Source organism: Mesorhizobium sp. B2-5-7 (genome assembly GCF_006440875.1).
Lineage (GTDB): Bacteria > Pseudomonadota > Alphaproteobacteria > Rhizobiales > Rhizobiaceae > Mesorhizobium > Mesorhizobium australicum.
The window spans coordinates 98,137-124,765 of the sequence record NZ_VFUO01000001.1; the positions used below are offsets into that span (position 1 = coordinate 98,137).

General features: G+C 63.2%; 23 protein-coding genes. 9 read left to right on the top strand and 14 right to left on the bottom strand.

Annotated features, from left to right (window positions below):
* Positions 1–11: 11 nt before the first annotated feature.
* Positions 12–971: an alpha/beta hydrolase gene (locus tag FJ543_RS00435; RefSeq protein WP_140873301.1), complete on the bottom strand. Its 960-nt coding sequence runs from the start codon at positions 969–971 to the stop codon at positions 12–14.
* A gap of 185 nt (positions 972–1,156) precedes the next feature.
* On the opposite strand from FJ543_RS00435, the gene FJ543_RS00440 reads away from it, so the two are divergent.
* Positions 1,157–2,164 carry a ribonuclease gene (locus tag FJ543_RS00440; protein ID WP_140873303.1) on the top strand — a complete coding sequence of 336 codons (1,008 nt, stop codon included), beginning with the start codon at positions 1,157–1,159 and terminating at the stop codon, positions 2,162–2,164.
* A 169-nt stretch (positions 2,165–2,333) separates the two neighbouring features.
* On the opposite strand, the gene FJ543_RS00445 is transcribed toward FJ543_RS00440, so the two are convergent.
* Entirely contained in the window at positions 2,334–3,620 is a 1,287-nt protein-coding gene (locus FJ543_RS00445) for a GGDEF domain-containing protein (RefSeq protein ID WP_140615580.1), read from the bottom strand.
* Between the two features lie 253 nt (positions 3,621–3,873).
* Between FJ543_RS00445 and ettA the strand changes: the two genes are divergently transcribed.
* The 3 genes from ettA (at position 3,874) to FJ543_RS00460 (ending at position 7,599) form a co-directional block, all read left to right on the top strand.
* The gene (ettA, locus tag FJ543_RS00450; RefSeq protein ID WP_015317172.1) at positions 3,874–5,523 is read left to right on the top strand and encodes an energy-dependent translational throttle protein EttA; all 1,650 of its coding nucleotides are present in this window, start codon (positions 3,874–3,876) and stop codon (positions 5,521–5,523) included.
* Positions 5,524–5,567: 44 nt separating this feature from the next.
* On the top strand, positions 5,568–6,338 hold the full coding sequence (gene tam, locus FJ543_RS00455) for a trans-aconitate 2-methyltransferase (protein WP_140615582.1): 771 nt from the start codon (positions 5,568–5,570) through the stop codon (positions 6,336–6,338).
* A gap of 139 nt (positions 6,339–6,477) precedes the next feature.
* Complete coding sequence (locus tag FJ543_RS00460) at positions 6,478–7,599, top strand: beta-ketoacyl-ACP synthase III (RefSeq protein WP_140822279.1); 1,122 nt, start codon at positions 6,478–6,480, stop codon at positions 7,597–7,599.
* A 12-nt stretch (positions 7,600–7,611) separates the two neighbouring features.
* Here the strand turns inward: FJ543_RS00460 and FJ543_RS00465 are convergent, their stop codons facing one another.
* Positions 7,612–8,178 (bottom strand): isoprenylcysteine carboxylmethyltransferase family protein, encoded by a 567-nt coding sequence (locus FJ543_RS00465; protein WP_140873305.1) that lies wholly within the window; start codon positions 8,176–8,178, stop codon positions 7,612–7,614.
* A 180-nt stretch (positions 8,179–8,358) separates the two neighbouring features.
* Here FJ543_RS00465 and FJ543_RS00470 point away from each other — a divergent pair, with 180 nt between their 5' ends.
* Positions 8,359–8,988, top strand: coding sequence for an MOSC domain-containing protein (locus FJ543_RS00470; RefSeq protein WP_140873307.1), 630 nt, complete (start codon positions 8,359–8,361; stop codon positions 8,986–8,988).
* A 39-nt stretch (positions 8,989–9,027) separates the two neighbouring features.
* Here FJ543_RS00470 and FJ543_RS00475 read toward each other — a convergent pair whose 3' ends face one another.
* The 3 genes from FJ543_RS00475 to tsaA all read right to left on the bottom strand — a co-directional run bounded on the left by FJ543_RS00475 (position 9,028) and on the right by tsaA (position 10,855).
* Positions 9,028–9,867 (bottom strand): SDR family oxidoreductase, encoded by an 840-nt coding sequence (locus FJ543_RS00475; RefSeq protein WP_140615590.1) that lies wholly within the window; start codon positions 9,865–9,867, stop codon positions 9,028–9,030.
* Between the two features lie 152 nt (positions 9,868–10,019).
* Entirely contained in the window at positions 10,020–10,334 is a 315-nt protein-coding gene (locus tag FJ543_RS00480; RefSeq protein ID WP_140615592.1) for a DUF2293 domain-containing protein, read from the bottom strand.
* A complete protein-coding gene (tsaA, locus tag FJ543_RS00485; protein ID WP_140873309.1) occupies positions 10,331–10,855 on the bottom strand; it encodes a tRNA (N6-threonylcarbamoyladenosine(37)-N6)-methyltransferase TrmO in 525 nt (174 codons plus the stop codon). Before tsaA ends, FJ543_RS00480 begins: the two co-directional genes overlap by 4 nt.
* Before the next feature lie 174 nt (positions 10,856–11,029).
* Between tsaA and FJ543_RS00490 the strand changes: the two genes are divergently transcribed.
* Entirely contained in the window at positions 11,030–12,052 is a 1,023-nt protein-coding gene (locus tag FJ543_RS00490) for a metalloregulator ArsR/SmtB family transcription factor (RefSeq protein WP_140726066.1), read from the top strand.
* The gene (gene metF / locus FJ543_RS00495) at positions 12,052–12,969 is read left to right on the top strand and encodes a methylenetetrahydrofolate reductase [NAD(P)H] (RefSeq protein WP_140873311.1); all 918 of its coding nucleotides are present in this window, start codon (positions 12,052–12,054) and stop codon (positions 12,967–12,969) included. The genes FJ543_RS00490 and metF overlap by 1 nt, the downstream gene beginning before the upstream one ends.
* A gap of 434 nt (positions 12,970–13,403) precedes the next feature.
* Here metF and FJ543_RS00500 read toward each other — a convergent pair whose 3' ends face one another.
* Positions 13,404–14,321, bottom strand: coding sequence for a DMT family transporter (locus FJ543_RS00500; protein WP_140873313.1), 918 nt, complete (start codon positions 14,319–14,321; stop codon positions 13,404–13,406).
* Between the two features lie 307 nt (positions 14,322–14,628).
* On the opposite strand from FJ543_RS00500, the gene FJ543_RS00505 reads away from it, so the two are divergent.
* Positions 14,629–15,849 (top strand): alanine racemase, encoded by a 1,221-nt coding sequence (locus FJ543_RS00505; RefSeq protein ID WP_140873314.1) that lies wholly within the window; start codon positions 14,629–14,631, stop codon positions 15,847–15,849.
* Between the two features lie 169 nt (positions 15,850–16,018).
* On the opposite strand, the gene FJ543_RS00510 is transcribed toward FJ543_RS00505, so the two are convergent.
* Together FJ543_RS00510 and FJ543_RS00515 are read right to left on the bottom strand one after the other, a co-directional pair.
* Positions 16,019–17,197, bottom strand: a complete 1,179-nt coding sequence (locus FJ543_RS00510) for a lytic murein transglycosylase (RefSeq protein ID WP_140873316.1) — start codon at positions 17,195–17,197, stop codon at positions 16,019–16,021.
* Positions 17,198–17,542: 345 nt separating this feature from the next.
* Positions 17,543–18,343 carry a GH25 family lysozyme gene (locus FJ543_RS00515; RefSeq protein WP_140714557.1) on the bottom strand — a complete coding sequence of 267 codons (801 nt, stop codon included), beginning with the start codon at positions 18,341–18,343 and terminating at the stop codon, positions 17,543–17,545.
* Positions 18,344–18,631: 288 nt separating this feature from the next.
* Here FJ543_RS00515 and FJ543_RS00520 point away from each other — a divergent pair, with 288 nt between their 5' ends.
* Positions 18,632–20,011 carry a serine hydrolase gene (locus FJ543_RS00520; protein ID WP_140873318.1) on the top strand — a complete coding sequence of 460 codons (1,380 nt, stop codon included), beginning with the start codon at positions 18,632–18,634 and terminating at the stop codon, positions 20,009–20,011.
* Positions 20,012–20,039: 28 nt separating this feature from the next.
* Here the strand turns inward: FJ543_RS00520 and FJ543_RS00525 are convergent, their stop codons facing one another.
* The 5 genes from FJ543_RS00525 to FJ543_RS00545 form a co-directional block, all read right to left on the bottom strand.
* Positions 20,040–20,348 carry a HigA family addiction module antitoxin gene (locus FJ543_RS00525; RefSeq protein ID WP_015317189.1) on the bottom strand — a complete coding sequence of 103 codons (309 nt, stop codon included), beginning with the start codon at positions 20,346–20,348 and terminating at the stop codon, positions 20,040–20,042.
* Between the two features lie 8 nt (positions 20,349–20,356).
* Positions 20,357–20,653, bottom strand: coding sequence for a type II toxin-antitoxin system RelE/ParE family toxin (locus tag FJ543_RS00530; RefSeq protein WP_140873320.1), 297 nt, complete (start codon positions 20,651–20,653; stop codon positions 20,357–20,359).
* A 163-nt stretch (positions 20,654–20,816) separates the two neighbouring features.
* Complete coding sequence (locus FJ543_RS00535) at positions 20,817–21,482, bottom strand: class I SAM-dependent methyltransferase (RefSeq protein ID WP_140873322.1); 666 nt, start codon at positions 21,480–21,482, stop codon at positions 20,817–20,819.
* Complete coding sequence (locus FJ543_RS00540; protein WP_140873324.1) at positions 21,479–22,777, bottom strand: DUF3419 family protein; 1,299 nt, start codon at positions 22,775–22,777, stop codon at positions 21,479–21,481. Before FJ543_RS00540 ends, FJ543_RS00535 begins: the two co-directional genes overlap by 4 nt.
* A gap of 32 nt (positions 22,778–22,809) precedes the next feature.
* Complete coding sequence (locus tag FJ543_RS00545; RefSeq protein WP_140873326.1) at positions 22,810–26,460, bottom strand: hydantoinase B/oxoprolinase family protein; 3,651 nt, start codon at positions 26,458–26,460, stop codon at positions 22,810–22,812.
* Positions 26,461–26,629: the final 169 nt, after the last annotated feature.

The window sequence follows — 26,629 nt, forward strand, 5'->3', positions numbered from 1 at the left end:
GGCGGCGGCTGTCACGATTCTTGCGATGGGCCAAACCGTCGGGCTTTCAGGACAGCGTCCGCCCAGTTGGCGAAATCGTCCATGACCGTGTCCCGGTTCGCCTCGTTCAGGCTCTCGTGGCGGGTGCCGGGGTAAACCTTCGAAACCAGATTAGAAAAGCCCATCTTGCGCATGCGGTTCGCGAGATGGGTGATGCCCTTGCCGTAGTCGGAAGCTGGGTCTTTCTCGCCGCCAACGATGGCGACGGGAAGGTCGCGCCGGATGCCGGCAAAGGCCGCATCCTTGCCGCCGTTCAGCGCCATCGCGACCACATCGCGCCACATCGATATGGAGGCATCCCAGCCGCAGAGCGGATCGGCGATGTATCTCGCGACCTCCGCCTCGTCGCGCGAAAGCCAGTCGAACAAGGTGCGATGGTCGGGGACCGCCTTGCCCCAGGCCTGGAAGGTGAGTTTCGGCAGCAGGCGCGACGGGACATCGGAGCCCAGCCGCATCCGTTCCCAGGCCAGGATGCCGAGCGCCACCTGGCCGAGCAGGCCCTGCGAGAAATTGCCGTTCCAGATGGCGGCGGCATGGATCCGATTCGAGTGCCGTAACAAGTAGTTCAGCGCCACGGACGCGCCCATCGAGTGGCCGAAAAGGATCACCGGCAGGTCAGGCTGCTCGCGGGCGATAAGATCGCGGATGGCGTCGACATCGGCGATCACCTTGGCCGGGCCGTCCTTGTCGGCGAATCTGCCGAGCGGCGCGTCGGGCGCCCTGGTCGCTCCATGGCCACGGTGGTCATGGACATAGACATGGAAACCCCGAGCGGCCAGGAAACCGGCGAAGCGGTCGTAGCGCGCGGCATGCTCGGCCAGGCCATGATTGATCTGGACCACCGCACGCGGAGAGCTGTCGGCCTGCCGGATGAACAGATTGAGGTCGGCGCCGGTCGGCGAGCGGACCACGCGCTGCTGGCTGAATGGCATGCCGGCTGGCCTCCCCCTGGTTCCGCCCTTGCAATGTCCAACGTGTGCGCCGGCGCCAGATTTGCGTCAATCGGGCCTGCCGGCTTTTCCGCGACGATCTTTCTTGCCACGGGCCCGCAAAATATCGCAATTCTGACATGGAGACAGTTTCAGTCTGTCGCCCACTTTCCAGCAGGGGAATCTCCATGCGCATTGCTGTTGTTTTCGGATTGGCCTTGCTGGCGGGGTCGCTGGCAGGCGCGGCGCATGCCGACGTCAAGATGAGCGGCACCTTCGTGGCCGACGCTGCCTGTCCCGCGACGCAGGCGATCAAGAACGCCAAGAACCCCGGCAATGTCTCGACCGATGCGGGCAAGACCTATCAATTGCTGGCCGGCAACAAGGACGCTCCGAGCCACTACCTCATCCTGGTGCCGGGCGCCGATCCCGAGCGCCGTTGGGTGAAGGTCAGCTGCGGCCATCTCTCGGGCAGCAGTGCGGTGACCGCGCCGGCGGCACCGGGCGGGCAAGGCAAGCCGGCGGCCTCGGGAAAACCCGAATATGTTTTCGCGCTGAGCTGGCAGCCGGCCTTCTGCGAGACCAAGTCGAACAAGACCGAATGCAAGGCGCAAAGCCCTGGCGAATTCGACGCCACCAATTTCACGCTGCACGGCCTGTGGCCGCAGCCGAACGGCAATTTCTATTGCCAGGCTACTGCCAGCGACAAGGCCAATGACAATCCGGCTCACTGGCAGGACCTGCCACCGGTCAACCTCGATGCCGAGACCCGCGCCGAACTCGACAGGGTGATGCCGGGCACCGCCTCGAAGCTGGAACGGCATGAATGGATCAAGCACGGCACCTGCTATGGCAAAAGCCAGCAGGAGTATTTTTCCGACGCCCTTCATTTGATGCGTGAGGTCAACAGCTCGCCCGTGCGCGACCTCTTCGCCAAAAATATCGGCGGCAAGCTGACCGCGGACCAGATCCGCAGCGCCTTCGACCAGTCCTTCGGCGCGGGAGCAGGGGACCGGGTGCGTGTGTCCTGCCTTATCGATCCGTCGAGCGGCCGGCGGCTGATCGGGGAACTGACGCTTGGCCTTGCCGGCCCGATCGGTCCGAACAGCTCGCTCAAGGATCTGCTGCTGGCCTCCGTGCCGACCAACAAGGCCGGTTGCCCGACCGGCACGGTCGACGCGATCGGGTTCCAGTAACGCACGGGCACGGATTTAGGCAGCCAGCCGGGCTTTCGCTTGCCGTGCCTGCTGTTATGTTGGCATGGCGGTGTTCATTCAGCGGGGGTTGCATGAGTGGCATGACGAGCAGCGCGCCGGCACGGCAGGGGAAATCGTAGCGACAAGGTTGGTTCTGGACTGACTTTGGCTAGATCTGCGCGGACCTGGTCCAGGCGATATCGGCGTCGGCTTCATGCCCGCCGGGTTCACCGACGACGCGGTCGCGTCCGGTCGATTTCGCCTTGTAAAGACGCTGGTCGGCGAGCGCGAACAGGTCGGCCAGGCACTGCGTCGTTTCGCTGACGGTGGAAACGCCGGCGCTGACGGTCAAATCGAACCGGCTGGTGGCGGCCGATGCCTTGAGCGCGGTGCGGACGCTTTCGCCGAAGAGCCTGGCGACGGAATGCGGACGCGAACTCAGGATCGCGAATTCCTCGCCGCCGATCCGGAACACCTGGTCCTCGACGCCTGCCGCCTCGCAAAGTACGGTTGCGACCGCCTTCAGCACCTTGTCGCCTTCGGCATGGCCGAAACGATCGTTGATCGACTTGAAGTGGTCGACGTCGACGATGAGCAGGCTGAGCGGCCTCGCCGTGCGCAGGCTGGACTGGACGGCGGCCTCGCCATCGGCATCGAAGCGTCCCCTGTGCAGCAGTCCGGTCAGGCCATCGCGGCCGACATGTTCGACCAGCGCCTCGTAGCGTTCGCGATAGGTCAAGGTCTCGAAGATGTCGGTCAGCCCACGCGGCATCTGGACATCCCGGACCTCGAACCATTTGAGATAGGCGACCAGCATGGCGCTGAAGGTCAGTGCTGCCGCCATCTTGGCGAACCAGCCGCCGAAGAAGACCGCGATCGGCGCGCCGGCAACGAAATGCAGCGCGGTGAAGAACCCCGCCTGATCGAAAGTCAGCACGCAGGCGACGCAAATCAGGATGCGTGCGAACCGCGCCTTGCGCAGGACGCGTCCAAGTTTCTCATAGAGCAGGATGATCAGGATGGCATCGACGAACAGCAGCGTCGTGCCCCAAACCATCAGCCAGCCCATCTCGTCGATGAAGCCGATATCGGGGAGCCGGCCATCGGGAAGCGGAGCGATGGCGTGCAGGCGCAGGAGCAGGACCAGACCGATCATCAGCGCATTGCCGAGCAGCAGGCCATAGATCGGCTGCCGCACTGTGGCGGCATCCTCCTTCATGTAGAGCAGAAGGAGCATCACCAGCTTGCCCGAAAACAGCACCGCCGAGCCCGGCGAGACCATGCCGAACGGCAGCGCGACGTAGAAGACGCTGGCGAGATAGGTTTCCAGGAAATGCATGACGCCGAGTGCGCAGATGAAGACGCCCAGGCCGATGCGCTTGCGGAAGCGGAAAAGCGTCACCATGACGCTGAAGTAGACGATCGCTTCGGCAAGGAGCAGGAAACTGTTCAGCAATGCCGTCGATCCGCTCTCTGTTCGAAATCGCGGCCAGCCAGCGATTCCACTCCGATCCTGTTTTGACGTGGAAGGGTTAACCGGAGATTTCCGCGCGCCATCGACCGGTTGAAAACCTGGCTGTCGGTGCACACTTGTCCGTGTGGTTGGCCTGATATGGCAAAAGCGATTGCCGTTCGGCGCCGCATCGCCTACATAGCGGCCAACCTCCATTCAATTCGACAAATCCAGTCATTTTTCAGGGAAAGCGCGCGTGGCACGCCAGTTCATCTATCACATGGCCGGCCTCAACAAGGCCTATGGCACCAAGAAGGTGCTCGAGAACGTTCATCTGTCCTTCTACCCGGACGCCAAGATCGGCATCCTGGGCCCAAACGGCGCCGGCAAGTCGACGATCCTCAAGATCATGGCCGGCATCGACAAGGACTGGAGCGGTGAGGCGTGGCTCGCCGAAGGCGCCACTGTCGGCTACCTGGCGCAGGAGCCGGCGCTCGACCCGGACAAGACCGTGTTCGAAAACATCATGGAAGGTGTCGCGGCCAAGACCGCCATCATCGAGCGTTACAACGAATTGATGATGAACTATTCCGACGAGACGGCCGACGAGTCGGCCAAGCTCCAGGACGAGATGGACCGGCTGAACCTGTGGGATCTCGAACAGCAGGTCGAGATGGCAATGGAAGCGCTGGGCTGCCCGCCCAAGGATGCCAACGTCACCAAGCTATCGGGTGGCGAGCGCCGCCGCGTCGCGCTCTGCCAGCTGCTGCTTCGCCAGCCTGATCTTCTGCTGCTCGACGAGCCGACCAACCATCTCGATGCCGAGACGACGGCGTGGCTGGAAAAGCATCTGCGCGCCTATCCGGGCGCCGTGATGATCATCACCCACGACCGCTACTTCCTCGACAATGTCACCGGCTGGATTCTCGAACTCGATCGCGGACGCGGCATTCCTTATGAGGGCAACTACACCAAGTACCTCGAAGCCAAGGCCAAGCGCCTCAAGCAGGAAGGCCGCGAGGACGACGCCCGCCAGCGCGCCATCGGCCGCGAGCGCGAGTGGATCCAGTCGAGCCCGAAGGCTCGCCAGACCAAGTCCAAGGCGCGTATCCAGGCGTTCCAGGATCTGCTCGATGCAGCCGACAAGCGGCGGCCGACGGATACGCAGATCGTCATCCCGCATGGCGAGCGGCTCGGCAACGTGGTCATCGAGGTCGAGGGCCTGTCGAAAGGCTTCGGCGACACGCTGTTGATCGAAGGCCTCGAATTCAAGCTGCCGCCGGGTGGCATTGTCGGCGTCATCGGCCCGAACGGCGCCGGCAAGACGACATTGTTCCGCATGATCACCGGCCAGGAAAAGCCGGATGCGGGTTCTGTCCGCGTCGGCGAGACGGTCAAGCTCGGCTATGTCGACCAGAGCCGCGACGCGCTCGATCCGTCAAAGACCGTGTGGGAAGAAATCTCGGGCGGCGCCGAAGTGGTCAAGCTCGGCAAGTTCGAGGCCAACACCCGCGCTTATTGCGCGTCCTTCAACTTCCGCGGCGGCGACCAGCAGCAGAAGGTCGGCAACCTCTCCGGCGGTCAGCGCAACCGTGTGCACCTGGCCAAGATGCTGAAGACCGGCGGCAATGTTCTGCTGCTCGACGAACCGACCAACGATCTCGATACGGAAACGCTGGCGGCACTCGAAGACGCGCTGGAAAATTTCGGCGGCTGCGCGGTCATCATCTCGCACGATCGCATGTTCCTCGACCGTCTGGCGACGCACATCCTCGCCTTCGAGGGCGACAGCCACGTCGAATGGTTCGAGGGCAATTTCGAGGATTACGAGCAGGACAAGATCCGCCGGCTCGGACCCGAAGCCGTCAACCCGCACCGCATGACCTACAAGAGGCTGACGCGGTAAGGGGCACCGGGCGGCGAATTCTCAAGCTGACATGAGGAGCCCGGATGGCTGACTGGTCCGCCGCCCAATATCTGAAATTCGAGGACGAGCGCACGCGGCCCGCGCGCGACTTGGCGGCACTGATTCCGGTCGACTTCCCGCGCCGGGTTGTCGATATCGGCTGCGGGCCGGGCAATTCGACCGAACTGCTGGTCGAGCGCTGGCCGGATGCGCAAGTGAGCGGCTTCGACACGTCTCCCGACATGATCGAGAAGGCGAGGGCGCGGCTGCCCAATGTTAGCTTCGACCTCGCCGATGCGTCGACATGGCAGCCGGTCGAGCCGGTCAACGTGATCTTCGCCAACGCCGTCTTCCAGTGGCTGCCGGAGCATCCGGCGGTGTTCCAGCGCCTGATGGGTTTTCTGGCCCCCGGCGGCGCGCTAGCCGTCCAGATGCCCGACAATATGGCCGAGGATTCGCATCGCCTGATGCGGGAGACCGCCGCCGAAGCGCCTTTCGCGGCAAAGATCAGGGATGCGGCCCGTGCGCCGCTGCCGCCGGTGTCGTTCTACTACGACCTGCTGTCGCCGCTCTCGGCTCGGCTCGACATCTGGCACACCATCTACAACCATCCGCTGGCCGATGCCGAGGCGATCGTCGAGTGGGTGAAGTCGACAGGGCTGAAGCCCTTCCTCGATCCGCTGGACGCGGATGAGCGCAAGCTGTTCCTCGACAGCTACACGGCCAAGATCGCCAAGGCCTATCCGAAGACCGCCGATGGCAAGGTGCTGCTGCGTTTCCCCCGCATTTTCATCGTCGCCAAGGGGGCGGGATAGGCTGGCGAAAAACCTTGGTTTAAGCCGGCCTAAACCTTGGTTTAAGCCGGCGTAAACCGGCCGAGTGAGAAAAATGTTGCGCCGGAACGTTTCGGCGCCCACATCAAGCCGCAACGCCCGCGGATGGACGGACTTAAACATGCATCGCGTCATCATCAGCGGCATCGGCGCTGAAATTCCCAAGCCTGTCATCACGAATGAGGAACTGGTCGCCAGCTTCAATGCCTGGGTCGACACGGAGAACGCGCGGCGCCAGGATACCGGCGAGACGCTGCTGCAGAAATCGGATGCCGACTTCATCGTTCATGCTTCAGGTGTGAAGTCCCGCCACGTGGTCGAGCGTGAAGGCATTCTCGACCCGACCCGCATGGCGCCGCGCATTCCGGCGCGTCCGGACGACGCGCTCTCGCTGCAGGCGGAATTCGGCATCGCTTCGGCTGGGAAGGCGATCGACCACGCCGGGGTCGAGGCCTCGGACATCGATCTGGTGATCTGCTCGTCCTCTCATCAGCAGAGGCCATATCCGGCGATCGCTATCGAAATGCAGGAGGCGCTGGGCACGAGGGGTGCGGGCTTCGACATGGGGCTTGGCTGTTCGTCGGCCGCGGCTGCGCTGCACATGGCGGTCAATCTGGTGCGCTCGGGCGCGCACAAGCGCATCCTGGTGACGACGCCGGAAATCATCACCGGCCATCTCAATTTCCGCGACCGGCAGACGCATTTCATCTTCGGGGACGCTTCGGTGTCGATGGTGGTGGAGGGGCTTGCCCAGGGTGAGAGGCGGCCGGGCCGCTTCGAGGTGCTGGACACGCGCATATGGACGCAGATGTCGAACAACATCCGCACCAATCTCGGCTATCATACCCGCACCGCTCAGGACGATCCCTACAGGATCGACCTGGAAGGCAACCTCATCAAGCAGGTCGGCAACAAGGTGTTCAAGGAAGTGACCGTCGCCGGGCACAAATTCATCGTCGAATTCCTCGCCGAACACGGGCTGACGCCGCAGGCGGTGCGGCGCTTCTGGCTGCACCAGGCCAATGCGCGCATGAATGCGATGATCCTGAAACTGGCGTTCGGCCACGATGTCGGCCATGACCGCGCGCCGATGGTGCTGGAGCGGCTCGGCAACACGGCGGGCGCGGGAGCCATCATCGCGCTGTCGGAGAACCATGCCGACATGAAACCGGGCGATCACGGCCTGATCTGCGCCTTCGGTGCGGGATATTCGATCGGTGGCGCGCTGCTGAGAATGCTCTGAGGTGATGCCGCGCTAGGCCGGCGTGAAGGGAACCAGCATCGGCACCCGCTTGGCGTAATCGTCATAGGCGGGTCCGAGTTCGTCGCGCAGGAAACGCTCCTCCAGCCTCGCCTTGATGACGACGCCGATGATGAGCAGGGCCGTACCTGCAATGCCCCAGACCGTGCCCTTTGCCGCCATGGTGGCAACCACAGCCAGCAGCAGCCCGGTGTAGATCGGATGCCGGACCAGGCGATAGGGGCCGGTGTCGACCACGCGATGATCCGCCTTGGCTGTGACCGTGGCGGACCACAACCGCCCGAGATGGATGCGTGCCCACCATGCGAAGCCGATGCCGACCGCGATCAGGGCAACGCAGACCCAGGCTTCGGCAAGGGTCGGCGTCCACAATCTCAGCCTGCCTTCATAGCCGTGCGCTGGAACGAACAGCAGGACGGTGCCGGCCAGCCAGAAGACGCGATAGCGGGCCTCCGCCCCGATGGTGGCGCGCTTTTGGGCTGGATCGGCCCAGGATGCAGCGACGATCCAGGATACCACCCAGAACAGCCAGAGCGCTGCGATGGCCTGTCCAACCTGCATGCGAACCTCCTCCTCCCGACTGGCGCCGAATATATATAGGCGGCGCGGCGGCAATGGGACGCGCTCGCTGCAACATGACGGCATTTCCGGTAATAACGTCGTGATCGGCATCAAACGCAGTGATCGGATCATCAGCGCTTTAGACTGGACCGTATTGTCCGAGGCCTCTAGACCAGCAGCATGCAGGAAACAAACCTAGAACTTTTTCCAACTGCCGAGCCCACGATCGACATCGTCCCGGGCCGCAAGCTGACGGCAAAGGCAGTGGCGCTCTATGCCGCTCCGTCCGATCATTTCGAGACGAAAGCCGTCGAGGAATTGCATCTTGGCTTCGACGGAATCGCGAATGACTTCCATTCCGGAATGACGCGGCGTTCCGGTGGGCGCGAGCCTTGGTATCCGCGCGGCACGGAGATGCGCAACGAGCGGCAATTGTCGCTGGTCGCCGCCGACGAGCTTTCGATCGTCGCCGAGCGCATCGGCCTGGAGGAGATCAAGCCGGAATGGATCGGCGCCAATATGCTGATCGGGGGCGTGCCACGTCTGTCGATGCTGCCGGCCGGCTCACTGATGTTCTTCCAAGGGGGCCTGACGATCAAAATCGACGCGCAGAACAAGCCGTGCCGGGTCGCCGGGCAATCCATCGCCACGCATGTCCATGCATCGGATCGCGATGCAGCCGCGCTGCTCTTCCCGCAGACGGCGAAGCGGCTGCGTGGCCTTGTCGCCTGGGTTGAAAAACCCGGCGTGGTCAGGGTCGGCGAAGAGATTTCGGTGCGTGTGCCGGAGCAATGGATTTACAAGGCATAGCTACGCCGCTCAGTAGCGGCGTAACTATTATTTTGGGTGTCAGCCCTTGCGGTTCTTGTTGACGCCTTGCGCCATGACGGAGACGTGGTCCCACTTGTCCCAGGTGGCGAGGCGGTTGGCGTATTCCTGGCGTATCATCGGCAGGCCGCCATCGCCGAAGAACACCCTCAGCGGCGGCTCTGCCGCATCGACGATGGCCAGCATCGCCGGCCCGGTCGCCTCGGGATCGCCAGCAACCGAGTTGGCGCGGCGCTCGGCCATCTTGGCGCGGGCGGGCGCATAGGCCTCGATCGGCTTGGAGACCTTGGCCGATGCTCCCGACCAGTCGGTGGAGAAGCCGCCCGGCTCGACCAGCGTGACATGGATGCCGAATTCCGCGACCTCGATGCTGAGCGACTGGCTGAAGGCTTCCAGCGCCCATTTCGAGGCATGGTAGAGGCCGAGCGAGGCAAAGGCATTGACGCCGCCGATCGACGAGATCTGGATGATGTGGCCGGAGCGCTGCGCCCGCATGATCGGCAGGACAGCCTGGGTAACCCACAGCGCGCCGAACACATTGGTCTCGATCTGGTCGCGGGCTTCCTGTTCGCTGACTTCCTCGATGGCGCCGAAATGGCCGTAGCCGGCATTGTTGATGACGACGTCGAGCCGGCCAAAGCGCTTGTGCGCCTCGGCGACAGCGGCATCGACGGCTTTCTTGTCGGTGACGTCGAGCTTTATGGCGGCGATGTTGTCGCCGTATCTATCGACGAGATCGGCGAGCGTGGCGGTGTCGCGGGCGGTCGCTGCAACGCGGTCGCCACGCGCCAGTGCGGCCTCGGCCCAGACGCGGCCAAAGCCTTTCGACGATCCGGTGATGAACCAAACCTTTGATGTCATGTGTGGAATCCTTGCCCCTGCGGGGCGCAATTTCTGGATGGAAGCGGAGGCTTCTCCGCTTTCGGGCATATACGGCCTGTTCCGTGATTTTCCAGAGGCGAGGGGGAATCTTTTTGAACAAGACGCAGAGCGCCATCTCCCCGGCAGTGGCCTCATTCCTCCTCGTCGTCGGCGTCGAGCAGGCGCGTGGCGCGCCAGCGCGTGAGCATGGTGTTGGTTTGGTCGATGACGAAGAAACGGGCGGAGTCGCGGTCGTAGCCCTCGGCCAGCAGCTTTTCGTAATCGGTGTGCATGTGGCGGATGTGGGCGATCGTCGCCAGCCATACCGCGATCGTCGGCGGCAAGGTTTTCATATGGACCGAGCCGGCGTCGGTGCGGATCTTCTCCATGTCGGCATAAGGCGCCAGCGGCAGAAGTGCTGTCAAAGCCTTGGCGATGGCGCGGCGGCGGCCGGTGGGCGCGGTCATTGCTCCCCGCGCCCCTCAACGGTCGCCTCGGCAATGGCATCGGTCGAGGCGAAATATGGTTTGATGTCGATGACCGGCGTGCCGTCGAGCACGTCAATGGCGTCGAAGTCGACGCGCCCGGTGCCGATGTCCAATCCGACGAGTTTGGCCACGTGCAGGCCGACCGGGTTCGGCCGGGCAGGGGAGCGCAGGCCGAATACGCCTTTCGCTTCAGCCGCATGGCGGGGTTTTTGCACAATCAGATTCCGCGGCGCGTGGTGCAGCCAGGACAGGATGACGACGTGGCTGGCCCGCTCCAGCCCGCGAAGGCCCGCACGATAGGGCGCATCGATGGTCAGCGCCGCGGGCTGTCCCGCCTCGCGCGCCGCGCGCATGTTCTTCGGGCAGCTATCCCGGGTGGTCCACGACGAGGCAATACGGCCGATGAAGACGATGCCGGCATCCGGCGGCATCAAGGCCGGATTCTGGTCCAGTCTCTGCTCGCCTTCGCGTGCCTCGAACATCTCACGCGGTTCGGTCATTGCCTGTCTCTGTGCTGGTGCCTGCCATTGTCTCAAACCGCTAGACGTTTCGGGCTGACCCGGACCGGGAAATCACGCATGCGGCATTTTCTGGTCCGGAAGCGACATAGCGCTTGCAAGGTCGCCGAATTCGACATAAACATATGTTTATATCTTTTCAAAGAGAATACGCTGATGCATGTCTCGCTCGACACCATGGTGGATACGCTGAAGGCGGCGGCCGAATCCAGCCGCCTGCGCATATTGGCATTGTTGTCGCGTGGCGACCTCACCGTTTCCGACCTTACCGAAATTCTCGGCCAGTCGCAGCCGCGTGTCTCGCGCCACCTGAAGCTGCTGCTCGAGGCGGGGCTGATCGGCCGCTACCAGGAAGGGTCGTGGGCCTTCTTTCGCCTGTCGGACGCCGATTCGGCGCGAGACTTCGTGATGAGGCTGGTTGCCGGCATTCGCGGCGCCGATCCGCAGATCGAGCGCGATCTGGAGCGACTGACCTCGGTCAAGCGCAAGCGCCAGGACCGCGCCACCGCGTACTTTTCGCAGAACGCCGCAAGCTGGGATCATATCCGCTCGCTGCATGTGCCCGATCGTGCGGTGGAGGCCGCGATGCTGAAGCTGGTCGGCAAGCGGCCGTTCCAGTCCATGCTCGACCTTGGCACCGGCACCGGGCGGCTGCTCGAAATCTTCTCGCCGCTCTACCGGCGGGGGATCGGCATCGACATGTCGCGAGAGATGCTGACCGTGGCGCGCGCCAATCTCGACAAGGCCGGCGTTTCGAACGCGCAGGTGCGGCAGGGCGATATCTTTTCGCCGCCGGTCGAGCGCGATGCCTTCGATCTCGTCACCATCCACCAGGTGCTGCACTATCTCGACGACCCGGCCCGCGCCATCCATGAGGCGGCGCGGCTGCTTCGGCCGGCCGGCCGTCTCGTCATCGTCGATTTCGCGCCGCACACACTGGAATTCCTGCGCGACGAGCATGCGCATATGCGGCTGGGCTTTTCCGACCGGCAGATCGGAGAGTGGTTCTCCGAAGCCGGCCTCGATCTCGAGGATGCCCAGGAGTTCGAACCGCGCGGCGGCAACGAGGCCAGGCTCACCGTCAAGCTTTGGCTTGGCCGCGACCGGCGCCTGCTGATCGCCGATCCTGCCAATGCCAGCCAGCAGACCAGAGTGAGCTCGATAGGGGAAATCGCCTGATGAACCAGTTTCGTTTTTCCCGCCGGCCCGATATCGGCGACAAGGTCAGGGTTTCGTTCGAGTTCTTCCCGCCGAAGAACGACGAGATGGAGGCAAGGCTGTGGGATACGGTCACAAGGCTCGAGCCGCTGCAGCCGAAATTCGTCTCGGTGACCTATGGCGCCGGCGGTTCGACGCGTGAGCGCACGGCTCGCACCATCGGCCGTATCCTGAAGGAGACCAGCCTGACGCCGGCCGCGCACATGACTTGCGTCGATGCGGCTCGCCATCAGGTCGACGCCGTGATCCAGGAATTCACCGACATGGGGGTGAAACGCTTCGTCGCCTTGCGCGGCGATCCGGCGGAAGGCGTCGGCGCCGCCTACCGACCGCATCCGGACGGCTACGCCAACGGCGCCGAGCTGGTCGGGGCGCTGAAGGACGCCGGCGATTTCGACATCTCGGTTTCGGCCTATCCGGAAAAGCATCCGGAAAGCCCTGACTTCGCCACCGACATCGACATGCTGAAGCGCAAGGTCGACAACGGCGCGACGCGGGCGATCACCCAGTTCTTCTTCGACAACGATCTCTACGAACGTTACGTCGAGCGCGCGCGCCGCGCCGGCATCTACATCCCGATCGTTCCCGGCATCTTGCCGGTGCACAATTTCACCCAGGTCGCCAATTTCTCGGCGCGCTGCGGCGCGCTGGTGCCGGCATGGCTGGCCGAGCGTTTCGACGGCCTGCAGAACGACCCTCAGACGCATGCGTTGGTGGCATCCGCCGTCGCCGCCGAACAGGTGCTGGATCTGGTCGAGCGCGGCGTGGGCGATTTCCACTTCTACACAATGAACCGGGCCGACCTCGTCTTCGCGGTCTGCCATATGATCGGCATCCGCTCGCACGATTCGGAGGTGGCGGGCTCCGCTGCTGCCTGAGGATCAGTCAGGTAAGCAAAAGGCCGGGTAAAAACCCGGCCTTTCGAATCGGTTGGACTATTTGGTGCTGGTCTTCCCCGTCTTGGCGGGTTCAGGGAAGGACGCCCATAATGAGGGCGCCGATGAAAGCAAACGCAGCACAAATCATCAATGCGTTGATTGGCCTCGTAAGTCCCATGACATAGCCTCCTCTTAAAGAGCTATGCCCTGGAGTCTAGGTTCATTTGTGCCACAGGCAAGCGGAAAATGTGCTGCATTGCGACGTGATTGTGGATTTTGCGACTTCGGTTTCGCCGTTAGCCGTTGAAACTCCTTGGCAAAAACCCGCTTCATGCCTGTGAATAAATTATGGCGGTGGCGTGTCGATGCTGTGTCATGGCAGCGCTACCCTCGCGAAAGTCGCCTTCGACTTTCGCGATTGCACATGCCGAGTTCTAACGCCGTCCGAACACTCGCCCGTCGATTGTCAGAAGACCAAGTCCGATCAGCACCACACCGCCGATCTCGAACGATTCCAGCCGCTCGCCAAGGAAAAGAAAGCCGAGCAGCATGGCACTGGCCGGCACGATCAGCGTGACCAGCGAGGCGTTGGTTGCCCCGGCCGAGGCGAGGAGGTTGAAGTAGAGGATGTAGGCGAAGGCCGTCGAAAGAAGCGCCAGCGCCAGCACCGCCGCCCACACCGGCGGCGAGGCGGAGAACAGGCCGGCCGGGCCATGGGCGAAGAGCACCACCGGGATCATGATGATGGTCGAAGCCGTCAATTGCCCGGTGGCGACGACTGGCGAGGGCACGCCCTTGAAACGGCGGGCGACCATCAGCGCGATACCGTAGGACAGCGAGGCGCCGATCAGCGCGAATTTGGCCCAAACAGGGCCGCCGAGCCCCGCCAGCAGGCCGGGACCGATCATCACGGCGGTGCCGGCGACACCGAGCCCGATGCCGGCGAGCTTGTTCCAAGACAGCTTTTCATCTGATGTCAACGCGTTGGCCAGGAGCAGCGTCCAGAACGGCGTCGTGGCATTGAGGACGGAAGCGACGCCGGCCCCCAGTTGGGTTTGACCGGCAAAGATCAGCGAGAACGGGACGACATTGTTGGTGAAGGCCAGCAGGAAGAACAGGCCGGCATGCGGCAGAGCGAGGCGGAAGGACGGTCCGCGCAAGCCGAGATAGAGCTGCAGCGCGATCGCTGCGATGGCGACGCGAAACAGCACCAGCACCAGCGGTTGAAGCTCCGCCACCGCGATGCGGGCGAAGAAGAACGAGCCGCCCCAGATGGCGCCGAGCAGCAGCAATTGCCCCCAGTCCCTGAGCGTCATCGGTCCGCGTGGCGCAGATACAGCGGTCACTGCCATATGAATCCTCTCCAGACAGCCGGAATGCCAGCCGACAGGCGGAAGCCATATCTGGTCCGGGGGCAAGGGCCACCCGAAACCCGACCGGCAGCCAAGCCTTTCGGCAAAGGCCAGTGCCGTGCCGTCAGGAGCACGAGACACAGAATTGTTTTCGTTGCAGCGCCGCGCGCCTCCAGAGATGCGCAAAGGACGCTTGCAAGGCTCATCCCTGGCGCATGATCCCTTCCGAAGTCGAAATTAACTTTCGGGGTCATGCGCTAGCCGCTAGCTTGGATTAATTGTGCGAGCTGAAGTCGAGGATTCGTCCATGCAGCGATTCGAGAATGCAAGCGAGGCTGCACTGGCGCTTCGCCCGGACGACCCGGTCTACTGCTTCCGCCCGCAGGTCTTGAAGGCGGATGCGAAGCAGTTCATGGGCATGTTCCCCGGCAAGACCGCCTACGCGGTCAAGACCAATGGCGAGCAGATCGTGCTGAAGACGCTGGTCGAGGCCGGCGTCACCGCCTTCGACGTCGCTTCACCAGGCGAGTTCGCCGCCGTGCGCGCCGTCTCGCCCGATGCGGAAATGCTCTACATGCATCCCGTCAAGGCGCAGTCGGACATCAAGCTGGCTTTGGAGAAATACGGCATTCGCGTCATCTCGCTCGACCATGAGGACGAGATCACCAAGCTGACCCGTGTGGTGCGGGCGCTCGATATTGACCCGGGCGCGGTCAGCGTCTTCGTGCGTGTGCAGACAAAGGGCCATGCCGCCTACGAGCTGTCCAAGAAATTCGGCGCCGGGCCTGCCTATGCGGTCGAACTCGCCGAGCGGCTGAACCGCACCGGCTACAAGGTCGGCCTGTGTTTCCATGTCGGCAGCCAGATCGAGGATCCCGACACCTATGAGCGGGCGCTGGCCTCGGCCGACTGGGTGCGCAACCGGCTGACCTTCGACATTGCCGGGCTCGACGTCGGCGGCGGCTTTCCGGCCGAATACGGACATGATCCCAACCGCAAGCAGATCGAGATGCCGTCGCTCGGCCAGATCATGTCACGGCTGTCAGGCGACCTGAAGGAGTACCAGTTCGATCAGATACCGCTGGTGGCGGAGCCGGGCCGGGTGATCGTGGCGCGCTGCCTGTCGCTGATCGTGCGGGTGCTGTTGCGCAAGGGCAAGCGGCTCTACATCAATGACGGCATCTGGGCCTCGCTGTCGGATTCCTGGACCGGCAAGATCACGCTGCCGGCGCGGTTTATCCCCGATCCGGCGATCCGTACGCGCAATGGCGATGAGAAGAACATCGTGCCGTTCAAGGTCTGCGGCGCGACCTGCGATTCCGTCGATATCCTGTCACGGCCGTTCTGGCTGCCAGAGACCGTCGACACCGGCGACTGGATCGAGATCGGCCATATCGGCGCCTATTCGCTGTCGCTGAGGACCCGCTTCAACGGCTTCTATCCCGATACCTTCGTCGAGGTCACGACGCCCTTCGACGAGGGCGACGCGCCGGTGGGGTTCGCGAGTTTGGAGACGATGGCGGATTAGGAAAAAAGGGGTGAGTAGTCAGTAGTCATGAGTAGTCAGTAGTCATGAGTAGTCAGTAGTCATGAGTAGTCAGTAGTCAGTAGTCAGCAGGGAATCTCTATATCTCACTACTCACTACTCACTACTCACTACTCACTACTCACTACTCACTACTCACTACTCGCTCTCTTCACAATTTTCCCAAAAGCTCCGGGGTCGGCCAGCCATCGACCGGCATGCCGAGGCGCATCTGCTCCTTGCGGATGGCTTCACGGGTGTTGGTGCCCAAAATGCCGTCGACGGTGCCGACGTCGTAGCCCCTGGCTTCGAGCTTGGTCTGCAGTTCTTTCATCTGCTCATTGTTGAGGCCGGGCTCGGGATTGCGCGGGTCAAGCGGCGGCGCGCCCGCCAGCCGCGCGGCGAGATTGGCCGCGGTCAGCGCGTAGGTGAAGGACTGGTTCCATTCGAGATAGACGTCGAAATTCTCGTAGGTGAGGAAGGCCGGGCCCTTGCGGCCCATGGGCAGCGCCAGGCCGGCCTTCAGCCCCTTGTCGGCCAGCGGCGAGCCGTCGGGGTTGGTGACGCCCCACTGCGCCCACTGTGTCAGCGGCAATTTGTTGGTGCGCCCGGTCTGGTCCCACGGCATCTCCTCGGGCACACGCACTTCCTGGATCCAGGGTTCGTCCCGCTTCCAGCCGCGCGACAGCACCTTGTTGCCCGTGGTCATGATCACGTCGGGCACGGAGCCGCGCAGATCGATTTTGCCGTCGCCGTCGCCATCGATGCCCCGCGCGAGATAGTCGGATGGCAGGATCTGCGTCTGGCCGATCTCGCCGGCCCAGGCGCCGGTGACGTCGGTCGGCAGCACGCCGCGATCGATCAGTTCCAGGAGCGGCACCAGTTGCTGGCGGAAAAGCTGCGGGCGGCGGCAGTCATGCGACAGCGTCACCAATGCGCTCAGCGTATGGAAATCGCCCTGCACGGCGCCGAAATCCGTTTCAAGCGCCCAGAAGGCGGTGATGACCGGGGCCTGGACGCCGAACTGCTGGTCGGCGCGGGCGAAGATGTCGGCGTATTTCTTCATGTTCGCCGCACCTTGCTTCAGCCGGTAGGCCGAGATCATGCGGTTGGAAAACTGGACGAAGGTTTGCGTGAAGACGCCCTGCGCACGGTCGCGCGCCAGAGCCCTCTCGTCGATCCTGGCGTCCTCCAGCGCATCAAGACCGACCGCGCCGACACCGGCAGCCTTGGCTTCCGCCGCCACACCCTGCTTCCAGGTTTCAAAATCGCCGCCGCATTCCTGCGCCATCGCCGGCAAGGCCGTGGCGCACAAGAACAGCGCCGCGAGGGCTTGGGAACGCAGTCGCATCAGCTTCCTTTCGAAACGAGAGGGCATTGTCGTGCCTGAAAGCGCAACGCCCTGAATTACCAGCGGTTGCACCCTTTAGCGCTGGCTGTGTCGAAAGCAGGCGGCAGGCCCGGTGTCAACGGCTGATCTGTCGCAATCACTATTCCCGCGGCTTGCTGCCGTTGTCACGGTGTCAACGGGTGATCTGCCGCAACCCCCATTCCCGCGGCCTCGCTGCCGTTGTCACGGTGTCAACGGGTCTTCTGCCGCAACCACCTTTCCCGCGGCTTCGCTGCCGTTGCCACGGCGTCAAAGGGTGATCTGCCGCAACCCCCATTCCCGCGGCTTGCTGCCGTTGCCACGGCGTCAACGGGTGTTCTGCCGCAGCCACTTGTTCCAGGCGGATTCCGAGCCGTTGAAGACGTTGATGTCGGACTTGCCGGTCATGCCGGGAACGATGCCGGTTCCGGTGTACTGCCAGAAGGTGAAAGGGTGGCCACCATATTTCTCGCGCGGGTGTCCGGCGACGGAGCGCAGCCAGTAGGGATAGCCGCGGAAGGTCGACAGTTCATTGTCGTCGAAGAAGTCGACCGAGGTGTAGATGATCGGCTTCTTGCCGTAATGCCGCTCCACGATTTCGAGGAAGGTGGTCATCTCCGCGCGCACCGTGGCGGCGTCGGGGCGCAGCCGGCAGGTCGGCGAGTTCGGGTTCCATTCCATGTCGAGAACCGGCGGCATGGCGGAGCGGTCGACGGGGACATTCTGGATGAACCAGCGCGCCTGGGTGGCTGCCGGAGTGCAGAAATAGAAGAAATGATAGGCCGCGCGTGGAATCCCATTGGCTTTCGTGCGCGCCCAGTGCTCGCTGAAATACTCATCGAAACGGTCACCGCCTTCCGTTGCCTTGATGAAGGCGAAGGAGATGCCGCTGGCCTTGGCCGCCGGCCAATCGACCGAGGTCTGGTATTTGGACACGTCGGTACCATGGACGGCATAGTTCCACGGCGCACCGCTGTCCCACTCATGCGGCTTTGAATCGGCAAAGCGCGGCGCGCGCACGGCCACCGTCGGGCTGCTCGACGCGGATGGCGACAGCGGCGAGAGATCGTCCACGGTCGAGCAGGCGCCGAGCAGTGTCAGCATGAAAAGGGCCGCAAGACGGCGCATCCGCAACTTCCAAGCCGGAATCAGCCGGTCGCTGATGGGTCTGTGCACTGATGGCCGAAGCTGGTCTGGCCCTCTCCAGGCGATCGCCCCACGCATCGCCTGGCATATTCGTTTTTCATGCATGTCGTGTCCCAAAACCGCTGCGCGCTTTTGGGCGACATGCATCCCTGTGATCGCCGATCATGGTTGATATCTGGTTTATGGCGCTCGACAAGAGGCCCGATTTTGCGGAAGCAATGGCGGCAATTCGATGACATAAGCGTCAGGCGAATGCCTGGGAGGCAAGGGATGCGGTTCGTCGTCAAGATCGTCAAATGGCTGCTTGGCCTGATCGTGCTGGCTATCGCCGCGCTGTTTGCCTGGCTCTATATCGCGCCGCCGGAACTGATCCGCGTCGGCTCGGGCTATTCGGCCAAGATCGTCTGCTCCAACGTCTTCATCGCCGGGCGCGATGCCAACGAGGTGCTGGCAGTCGACGTGCAGGCGCCGGGCCACCCGCTGCTGCGCTTGATGCGGGTCTCGGTCGACAAGAACCGGGGGACGGTTTCGGCCGGCCTGCTCGGCTTCCTCGGCAAGAGCGAGGCGGTTGCCCGCGACGGGTTGGGCTGCGCCTCGGTCCCCGACGGCGATGTCGGCAAGGCGCGGCGCACGGCAATCCATGCCTCGCCATCGCCGGCCAATCAGGACGCGCTGTGGCCCGAGGGCGAGCGGGTCGATGCCTCGCAAAATCTCGAGGTCTCGAAAATCGTCGGGGATGACGCGCTGGCCGGCACCGGCATGCGCGCGATCGTGGTGATCAAGAACGGCCGCGTCGTCGCCGAACGCTACGGCGACGGTTTTTCGGCCAAGACGCCGCTGCTCGGCTGGTCGATGACCAAGACAGTGAATGCCGCTATCGTCGGCACGCTGGTCAAGGATGGGAAGATGACGGTCGACAACAAGGGCCTGTTCACGTCGTGGAAGGCCGACGGCCGCGCCGCGATCAGCCTTGCCGACATGATGGCGATGTCGAGCGGGCTGGAGTTCAACGAGGATTATGGCGACGTCGCCGACGTCACGCGCATGCTCTATCTCGAACCTGACATGGCGGGCTTTGCCGCAACCAAACCCCTCACCGGTGAGGTCGGCAAGACGTTTTCCTATTCGAGTGGCACGGCGGTGATGCTGTCGCGCCTCTGGCAGGACGCGATCGGCGACAAGGCCAAGGCATTGACGTGGCCGCGCATGGCGCTGTTCGAGCCGCTCGGCATGCGTAGCGCGGTGCTCGAGACCGACGAGCAGGGCACTTTCGTCGGCTCGTCCTATCTCTACGCCACAGCGCATGACTGGGCCCGCTTCGGCCAGTTCCTGCTGCAGGGCGGTGTATGGAACGGCAACCAAATCCTGCCGGCCGGCTTCGTCGAATGGATGCGCGAGCCGGCATCCGCCTCGAAGGTCTACGGCAAGGGCCAGTTATGGATCGAAGCGCCGGGCGACGAGGAAAACCCCGGCGCCGGCGTCGCGGCCGGGCTGCCGAAGGACACTTACTGGATGGAGGGCCATGACGGACAGACCGTCGCCATCATTCCGTCTGAGCAATTGGTGGTGGTGCGGCTCGGGCTTACGCCGGCCACGTTCAACTACCGCCCGCAAGCAATGGTGGGGGCGCTCGTGAAGGCGCTGCATTAAGCGGCAGTCGGTTGCTGTAGAGTTTCTTCTAGGCCGCGGTCGCCAAAGGCTTGGCGCGATCAATCCGCGCCCGCTCCTCGGGTGAATTCATGACCTGCCAAAGATCGCTGCGGCGCTGCACGTTGAGCCAGAAATCCGGGCTGTTGCCAAAGACCCGCGCCAGAATGAGCGCGGTCGCGGCCGTCACGTTGCGGCGGTCGTTGCACAATTCGTTGACATGCTTGCGCTGAACCCCCATCGCTTCCGCCAAAGCAGCCTGTGTCAGGCCAAGTGGTTGCATAAATTCTTCCGTGAGGATTTCACCCACCGTTGCCGGCTTGCGTGTGGTCATCAACATGTGTCGTCTCATCTGTAGCTATGATCGTCGAGATGGACATCCGACGCTTCACCACGGCCGCCATTCCACCGAAAGATCAGCCGCCATTGGTTGTTGACGCGGATTGAGTGGAAGCCATCGAGACTACCACGCAACTTTTCGAAATGATTGCTCGGCGGTACGCGCAAATCCTGATCGGTCGTCGCGTCATCGATCATCTGGAGCTTGCGGAACAACCGGCCTTCAAGATCGGACGGAATGTTGCGGGAATGGATGTCTTCCACGAAAAAGGCTCGCAGCCATCCGTCCCGAAACCCGACGATCACTTTCTATCTCCAGCATGGAGATGATGTACCACCCTTTGGGTCATTCTGCAATCGCGAAGGGCGAACCCTGCTGATCGCGTTCACCGGATTGACCTTGGAATTGGAGCGTTGGGCCGCCGATGGCGAAAGCGCGCCGGGTTCTACGGCTGTTTTGTCTGCGATGTCAGATGCCGAGCTTGATCACAGCCAGCCAGGAATAACCGTGATAAAGCGTGCGGAAACGGAAGGTTGCGCCGGTTCGCTCGGCTTCCGATTCCAGAACGTCGCGCAGGGATTCACGCGGCGTGACGTGGAATTTTTTCAGCCAGCCGCGTAGCAAGGTGCGGAACCAGCCTGGCAGACCTTCCTGCTGGCCGAAATCGACGACGTGCAGCGAGCCCATCGGGGCCAGCGCGGCAAGTGCTGCCGATACCGTCTTCTCCCAGCCCGGGATCATCGACAGCGAATAGGATACGAAGACGCGGTCGAAGCTGCCTTGGCCAAACAGCGCCTTCGCGTTGAAATCCGTGGCATCGCCCCTTGCCAGCATGACGCGATCAGAGAGGCCTTCGCGGGCAACCGCAGCGCCTGCCGTCTCCAGCATTTCGGCCGAAATATCGAGGCCGAAGAAGCGCGCGTCTGGATAGGCGCGGGCGGCGAGGATGATGTTGCGGCCGGTGCCGCAGCCGAGTTCAAGCACGGTGCCGCCCGATGGCACGTTCAGTCCCGATATCAGCTTGTCGCGGCCGAGAAGGTAGTATTTGCGGGTCAGGTCGTAGATGTGGCGCTGCCAGCGGTAGACGCCGTCCATCAGTTCGGCGTGGCTGGCCGGCAGCTCCGTCGTGCTCATGCGGCGCGCTTCACATAGAGGTGGAAGCCGCCATAGATGGCCGAGCGGTCGCGGGCCGAGAATTCGCGCGAGGCCTCGTTCTGGTAATCCCACTGGTCGAGAAGCGAGGTGGAAACGCGGCCCGGCAGCAGGCTGGGCTCGGCAGCGGTGCGGAAAATGACGCGCGCCCCAGTGGAGGCGGTGCGGGTGACCTCGGACCATAGCGCATTGAGCTGGTCATCGGTCATCCAGTCCTGCGCGTCGAGCAGGATGAAGCGGTCGACGGCGCCGGCATCCTTGCCGGCGAGGAATTCGATCAGGTTGGCGTGATGGATGGCGACGCGGTCGACATTGCCGCGGATGGTCTCGTAATTGTGCTTTTCCAGATAGGCGGGCAGGGCGGCCTCGCCTGGTTCCGGGTAGCGGCGAGCAAAGGCCTGCCAGGCGAAGTAATTGTTTTCCAAGGGGAAGTCGCAGGCAAGCTTCTCCAAGCGGGCCTTAAGCACGCTGGCCATGGTGCCGTCGCCGGAGGTGATCAGCGAATCATACTGCGCCGGCGGAATGCCGAGACCGAACAGCGAGGCTTTTCGCGAGGTCGCCCATTTCAGAAGCTTCCTGTCGAAGACCGGCGCCAGCTCCTCATTGAAGAAGCGGCGCTGTTCGCCGATATTCCTGGCTTCCATCATGCGGGCCGGGTTGACGCCGAACAATTTCGCCGTGCGGTGGCCCATGGCGATGAACAGGCCGAGCAGGCCGGTCTGGTAGAAATTGCGGTCGAAGACACCAATACGCCGGCGGCCGCGCCAGTTGCGGTGTTCCCAATAGTGGCGGCTGACCGGGTCGAGATGCGGCGCGATGAAACGGTCGTAGGCTTCCGAATTGTGGCTGGTGTCGGCGGCGCCGAAGAAGCGGAACAGGTCGCTCTGCGAAGGCAGATGGCGGACTGCCTCAAGCTTCATGCGGTTCAGCGCGATGTGAGCGGCGTTGAGGTCGACAGCGTCGATCCGTGCCGGCGAACGGGTAAGGTAGGCCAGGATGTTGCAGCCGCCGGAAGCGATGGTGACGACGCGATGACCCTGGCCAAGTTGCATCGCGTCCATGTCGACGTCAGGATCTTCCCAGATCTGCGGATAGACAAGGCCGGAAAACAGGAAGGCGAACAGCCGCTCGGAAATGCCAGCTTTCGAAAGCGCGCGGTTCTGGTAGACGGCTTTTCCAACTTCCTTGCCGCGGCGAAAAACCAGATCCGAGGAGACGTCCGTCATGGCAAAGTGATTCCCCATTTGCTTTGCCGCAAGCGGGTAACCCAGGGTCATGACAGGCCGGTGACAGCCTGTTGACGTCTCCCTTACAGCTTGCCAAACCCGCCCGGCGTCGGCGTCGTCACGATGACGGCTTCGCCAGCGTCGAGAACGGTCTGGTCGCAGGCCTTCAGCACGTCGACCGTGCCGTCGTTGCGGCGGACTTTGGTCGAGCCGACCTCGCCGTCGCCGCCGCCATCCAGCCCCCGTGGCGGGCGGTTGCGGTGCGAGGACAGGATCGCGCATTCCATTTTCTCGAGGAAGCGGATGGTGCGTTTGGTGCCGTCGCCGGCGTTCCATTTGCCCTTGCCGCCCGAGCCTTCGCGGATGTGAAAATCCTCCAGCACCACGGGAAAGCGCAGTTCAAGCACCTCCGGATCGGTTAGGCGCGAATTGGTCATATGGGTGTGCACGCCGGAGGTGCCGGCAAAGCCGCGGCCGGAGTTCATATGGCCGGCCGGCGAGCCGGAACAGATGGTCTCGTAATATTGGTACTTCTTGTTGCCGAAAGTCAGGTTGTTCATCGTGCCCTGCGCATTGGCCATCGCGCCCATGGCGCCGAACAGCGCATTGGTTACGTGCTGCGAGGTCTCGACATTGCCGGCGACGACGGCGGCAGGGTAGGCGGGCTTCAGCATACAGCCGTCGGGAATGACGATGTTGATCGGCCTGAGGCAGCCGGCATTCATCGGGATCATGTCCTCGACCATGACGCGGAAGGCGTAGAGCACGGCCGCGCGCGCCACCGGCTCAGGGGCGTTGAAATTGTTCTTCATGACAGGCGACGTGCCGGTGAAGTCAACGGTCGCCTCGCGCTTTTGGCGATCGACCGTGATCTTCACCTTGATGACCTGGCCGGTATCGGTCGGATATTCATATTCCGACGTGTCCGGCAGCCGCTCCAGCACCCGGCGCACGCTCTCGGCGGCATTGTCCTGGACATGGCCCATATAGGCCTCGACGACATCAAGTCCGAAATGGGAGACCATCTTGCGCAGTTCGGCGACACCCTTCTCGTTGGCGGCAATCTGTGCCTTGAGATCGGCGATGTTCTGGTGCGGGTTGCGGGCGGGGTAGCGATGATCGGTGAGCAGCGTATGCAACTCCGTCTCGCGGAATTTTCCGCCGTCGACGATGCGGAAATTGTCGAACAGAACGCCTTCCTCGTCGACCGTGGTGGCGAGCGGCGTCATCGAGCCCGGGGCGGTGCCGCCAATGTCGGCATGGTGGCCGCGCGAGGCCGCCCAGAAGAGGATGTTTTTCCTGATGTCGTCGAACACCGGCGTCACCACGGTGATGTCGGGCAGATGCGTGCCGCCATTATAGGGGGCATTCAAGGCAAAGACGTCGCCGGGGTGGATGTCGCCGGAGTTCAGCCGGATGATGGTTTCGACCGAACGGTCCATGGAGCCGAGATGCACCGGCATGTGCGGCGCATTAGCGACCAGCGCCCCGGTGTGGTCGAAGACGGCGCAGGAAAAATCCAGCCTTTCCTTGATGTTGACGGAATAGGCGGTGTTCTGCAGCGTCACGCCCATCTGCTCGGCGATCGACATGAAGAGATTGTTGAAGACTTCGAGCATCACCGGATCGGCTTGCGTGCCCAGGGCAGCGGCGCGCGCTTTCTTTTCCGTGCGACGGATGACGACGTGATTGAGGTTGGTGATTTCGGCCCGCCAGCCTGGCTCGACGACGATGGTCTGGTTCGGCTCGATGATCATGGCGGGGCCGGCGACCATATTGGACGGTCCGAGGATCTCGCGACGGTAGACGCCAGCTTCATGCCACTGGCCTTCCGTGTAGATACGCCGGGTCTCGGAAGCGGCTGGATGGACCCTTGCCGGTCCGGCAGGCGCATGGGCCTCGGCGCTGGTCTGGCCGGTTTCGGTGCCCTCGACGCCGACGGTCTCGACCACCATCGGCTTGTCGTCATAGACGAAACCGAATTGCGCTTTGTGGGCGATTTCGAAATCGCGCTTTGCCTGGAAAATCGAATCGTTCTCAAAATTTACCGGCAGCGTCGTGTCGGTGCCGTCATAGCGAATGTGCAGCACCGGCCTGGTGGCAATCACGTCCTCGGCGATGCCTTGCGCCGCCAGTTCCGCGATCACGGCCTTTTTCAAGATGGCGATGAGGCCGCCAATCTCCGTTCTGGACTCTTCGGCGAGCGGCTTGAGCAGCGCCTGCTGGCGCGAGGCGAACACGGAGGCCAAGCCGATGCCATAGGCCGAAAGCAGGCCGGAGAAGGGATGGATCAGCACGGCCTCCATGCCAAGCGCGTCCGCGACCAGGCACGCGTGCTGTCCGCCGGCGCCGCCGAAGCAGTTCAGGAGGTATTCAGTGACGTCGTAGCCGCGCTGCACGGAAATCTTCTTGATCGCATTGGCCATGTTCTCGACCGCGATGGTGACGAAGCCCTCGGCGACCGATTCGGGCGGCCGGCCATCGCCGATCTCAGCGGCAAGTGCCGCGAATTTCGCACGTACGGTTTGCGCGTCGAGCGGCGCGTCCTGGCCGGAACCGAAGATCGACGGGAAGAAGTCGGGCTGCAGCTTGCCGAGCATCACATTGGCATCGGTCACCGCCAGCGGGCCGCCGCGCCGGTAGGCGGCGGGGCCGGGATTGGCGCCCGCGGAGTCCGGTCCGACGCGGAAACGCCCGGCCTCGTAGTGCAGGATCGAGCCGCCGCCGGCGGCGACCGTGTGGATGCGCATCATCGGCGCGCGGACGCGCACACCGGCGACTTCGGTGTCGAAGGCCCGTTCATACTCGCCGTCATAGTGGGCGACGTCGGTGGACGTGCCGCCCATGTCGAAGCCGATGACCTTGTCGAAACCGGCGAGCTTCGCCGTCTCGACCATGCCGACCACGCCGCCGGCCGGGCCCGACAGCAATGCGTCCTTGCCCTGGAACATGTCGGCGGCGGTGAGCCCGCCAGAAGACATCATGAACATCAGGCGAGGGGATTCGTTGTTTTTTCCCGCCGCACCCGGTTCTCCCGCCACCCCCAGTTCTCCCGCCACCCTTTGCACATAGCGCGACAGGATCGGCGACAGATAGGCGTCGACCACCGCGGTGTCGCCGCGGCCGACCAGCTTGATCAGCGGCGAGACCTCGTGGCTGACCGAGACCTGTCCGAAACCAAGCTTGCGGCAGACCTTGGCCACGGCCTTCTCGTGATCGGGATATTTCCAGGCGTGCATGAAGACGATCGCCACCGCATCGATGCCATCGGCTTTCGCTTGTTCTATGGCCGGCCGGCAGGCTGATATGTCGAGCAGCCGTTCGACGCGGCCGTCGGCGAGCACACGCTCGTCGACCTCGATGACGCGCTCATAGAGCTGTTCGGGAAGGATGATCTCCTTGGCGAAGATGTCCGGTCGCGCCTGGTACGCAATCCCTAACGCATCGCGAAACCCCTTGGTGATGAGCAACAACACGCGGTCGCCCTTGCGCTCCAGGAGGGCGTTGGTGGCCACGGTCGTGCCCATCTTGATGTCGCCGATCAGGCTGGACGGGATCGCGGCGGCCGGTTCAAGGTCGAGCAGGTCGCGGATGCCCTGAATGGCCGCATCGGCATAGGCCTCAGGATTCTCCGACAGCAATTTGCGCGGATGCAGCCCGCCTTGCGGGTCACGGCCGATAATATCGGTGAAGGTGCCGCCGCGATCGATCCAGAAATCCCATTTCGCGGTCATGCGGCTGTCTCCGGTATTCGTTTTCGTTATCGTTGTTAAAGCGCCCAAGCGCCGGCAGCAATGTCGCCTGCATGCCATTGATGTTACAGGCGGAAACGCAACGTTATGAAACCCATGGCCGTCCGGGGCATTTCTCCTTCGACCGTTCACCGCAACGTGAACGTGTGTT

Coding starts and splice junctions, on each gene's coding strand:
- FJ543_RS00435 (WP_140873301.1), bottom strand. CDS start 971: ATGCCATTCAGCCAGCAGCGCGTGGTCCGCTCGCCGACCGGCGCCGAC.
- FJ543_RS00440 (WP_140873303.1), top strand. CDS start 1,157: ATGCGCATTGCTGTTGTTTTCGGATTGGCCTTGCTGGCGGGGTCGCTG.
- tam (WP_140615582.1), top strand. CDS start 5,568: ATGGCTGACTGGTCCGCCGCCCAATATCTGAAATTCGAGGACGAGCGC.
- FJ543_RS00460 (WP_140822279.1), top strand. CDS start 6,478: ATGCATCGCGTCATCATCAGCGGCATCGGCGCTGAAATTCCCAAGCCT.
- FJ543_RS00465 (WP_140873305.1), bottom strand. CDS start 8,178: ATGCAGGTTGGACAGGCCATCGCAGCGCTCTGGCTGTTCTGGGTGGTA.
- FJ543_RS00470 (WP_140873307.1), top strand. CDS start 8,359: ATGCAGGAAACAAACCTAGAACTTTTTCCAACTGCCGAGCCCACGATC.
- FJ543_RS00475 (WP_140615590.1), bottom strand. CDS start 9,867: ATGACATCAAAGGTTTGGTTCATCACCGGATCGTCGAAAGGCTTTGGC.
- FJ543_RS00480 (WP_140615592.1), bottom strand. CDS start 10,334: ATGACCGCGCCCACCGGCCGCCGCCGCGCCATCGCCAAGGCTTTGACA.
- tsaA (WP_140873309.1), bottom strand. CDS start 10,855: ATGACCGAACCGCGTGAGATGTTCGAGGCACGCGAAGGCGAGCAGAGA.
- FJ543_RS00490 (WP_140726066.1), top strand. CDS start 11,030: ATGCATGTCTCGCTCGACACCATGGTGGATACGCTGAAGGCGGCGGCC.
- metF (WP_140873311.1), top strand. CDS start 12,052: ATGAACCAGTTTCGTTTTTCCCGCCGGCCCGATATCGGCGACAAGGTC.
- FJ543_RS00500 (WP_140873313.1), bottom strand. CDS start 14,321: ATGGCAGTGACCGCTGTATCTGCGCCACGCGGACCGATGACGCTCAGG.
- FJ543_RS00505 (WP_140873314.1), top strand. CDS start 14,629: ATGCAGCGATTCGAGAATGCAAGCGAGGCTGCACTGGCGCTTCGCCCG.
- FJ543_RS00510 (WP_140873316.1), bottom strand. CDS start 17,197: ATGCGACTGCGTTCCCAAGCCCTCGCGGCGCTGTTCTTGTGCGCCACG.
- FJ543_RS00515 (WP_140714557.1), bottom strand. CDS start 18,343: ATGCGCCGTCTTGCGGCCCTTTTCATGCTGACACTGCTCGGCGCCTGC.
- FJ543_RS00520 (WP_140873318.1), top strand. CDS start 18,632: ATGCGGTTCGTCGTCAAGATCGTCAAATGGCTGCTTGGCCTGATCGTG.
- FJ543_RS00525 (WP_015317189.1), bottom strand. CDS start 20,348: ATGTTGATGACCACACGCAAGCCGGCAACGGTGGGTGAAATCCTCACG.
- FJ543_RS00535 (WP_140873322.1), bottom strand. CDS start 21,482: ATGAGCACGACGGAGCTGCCGGCCAGCCACGCCGAACTGATGGACGGC.
- FJ543_RS00540 (WP_140873324.1), bottom strand. CDS start 22,777: ATGACCCTGGGTTACCCGCTTGCGGCAAAGCAAATGGGGAATCACTTT.
- FJ543_RS00545 (WP_140873326.1), bottom strand. CDS start 26,460: ATGACCGCGAAATGGGATTTCTGGATCGATCGCGGCGGCACCTTCACC.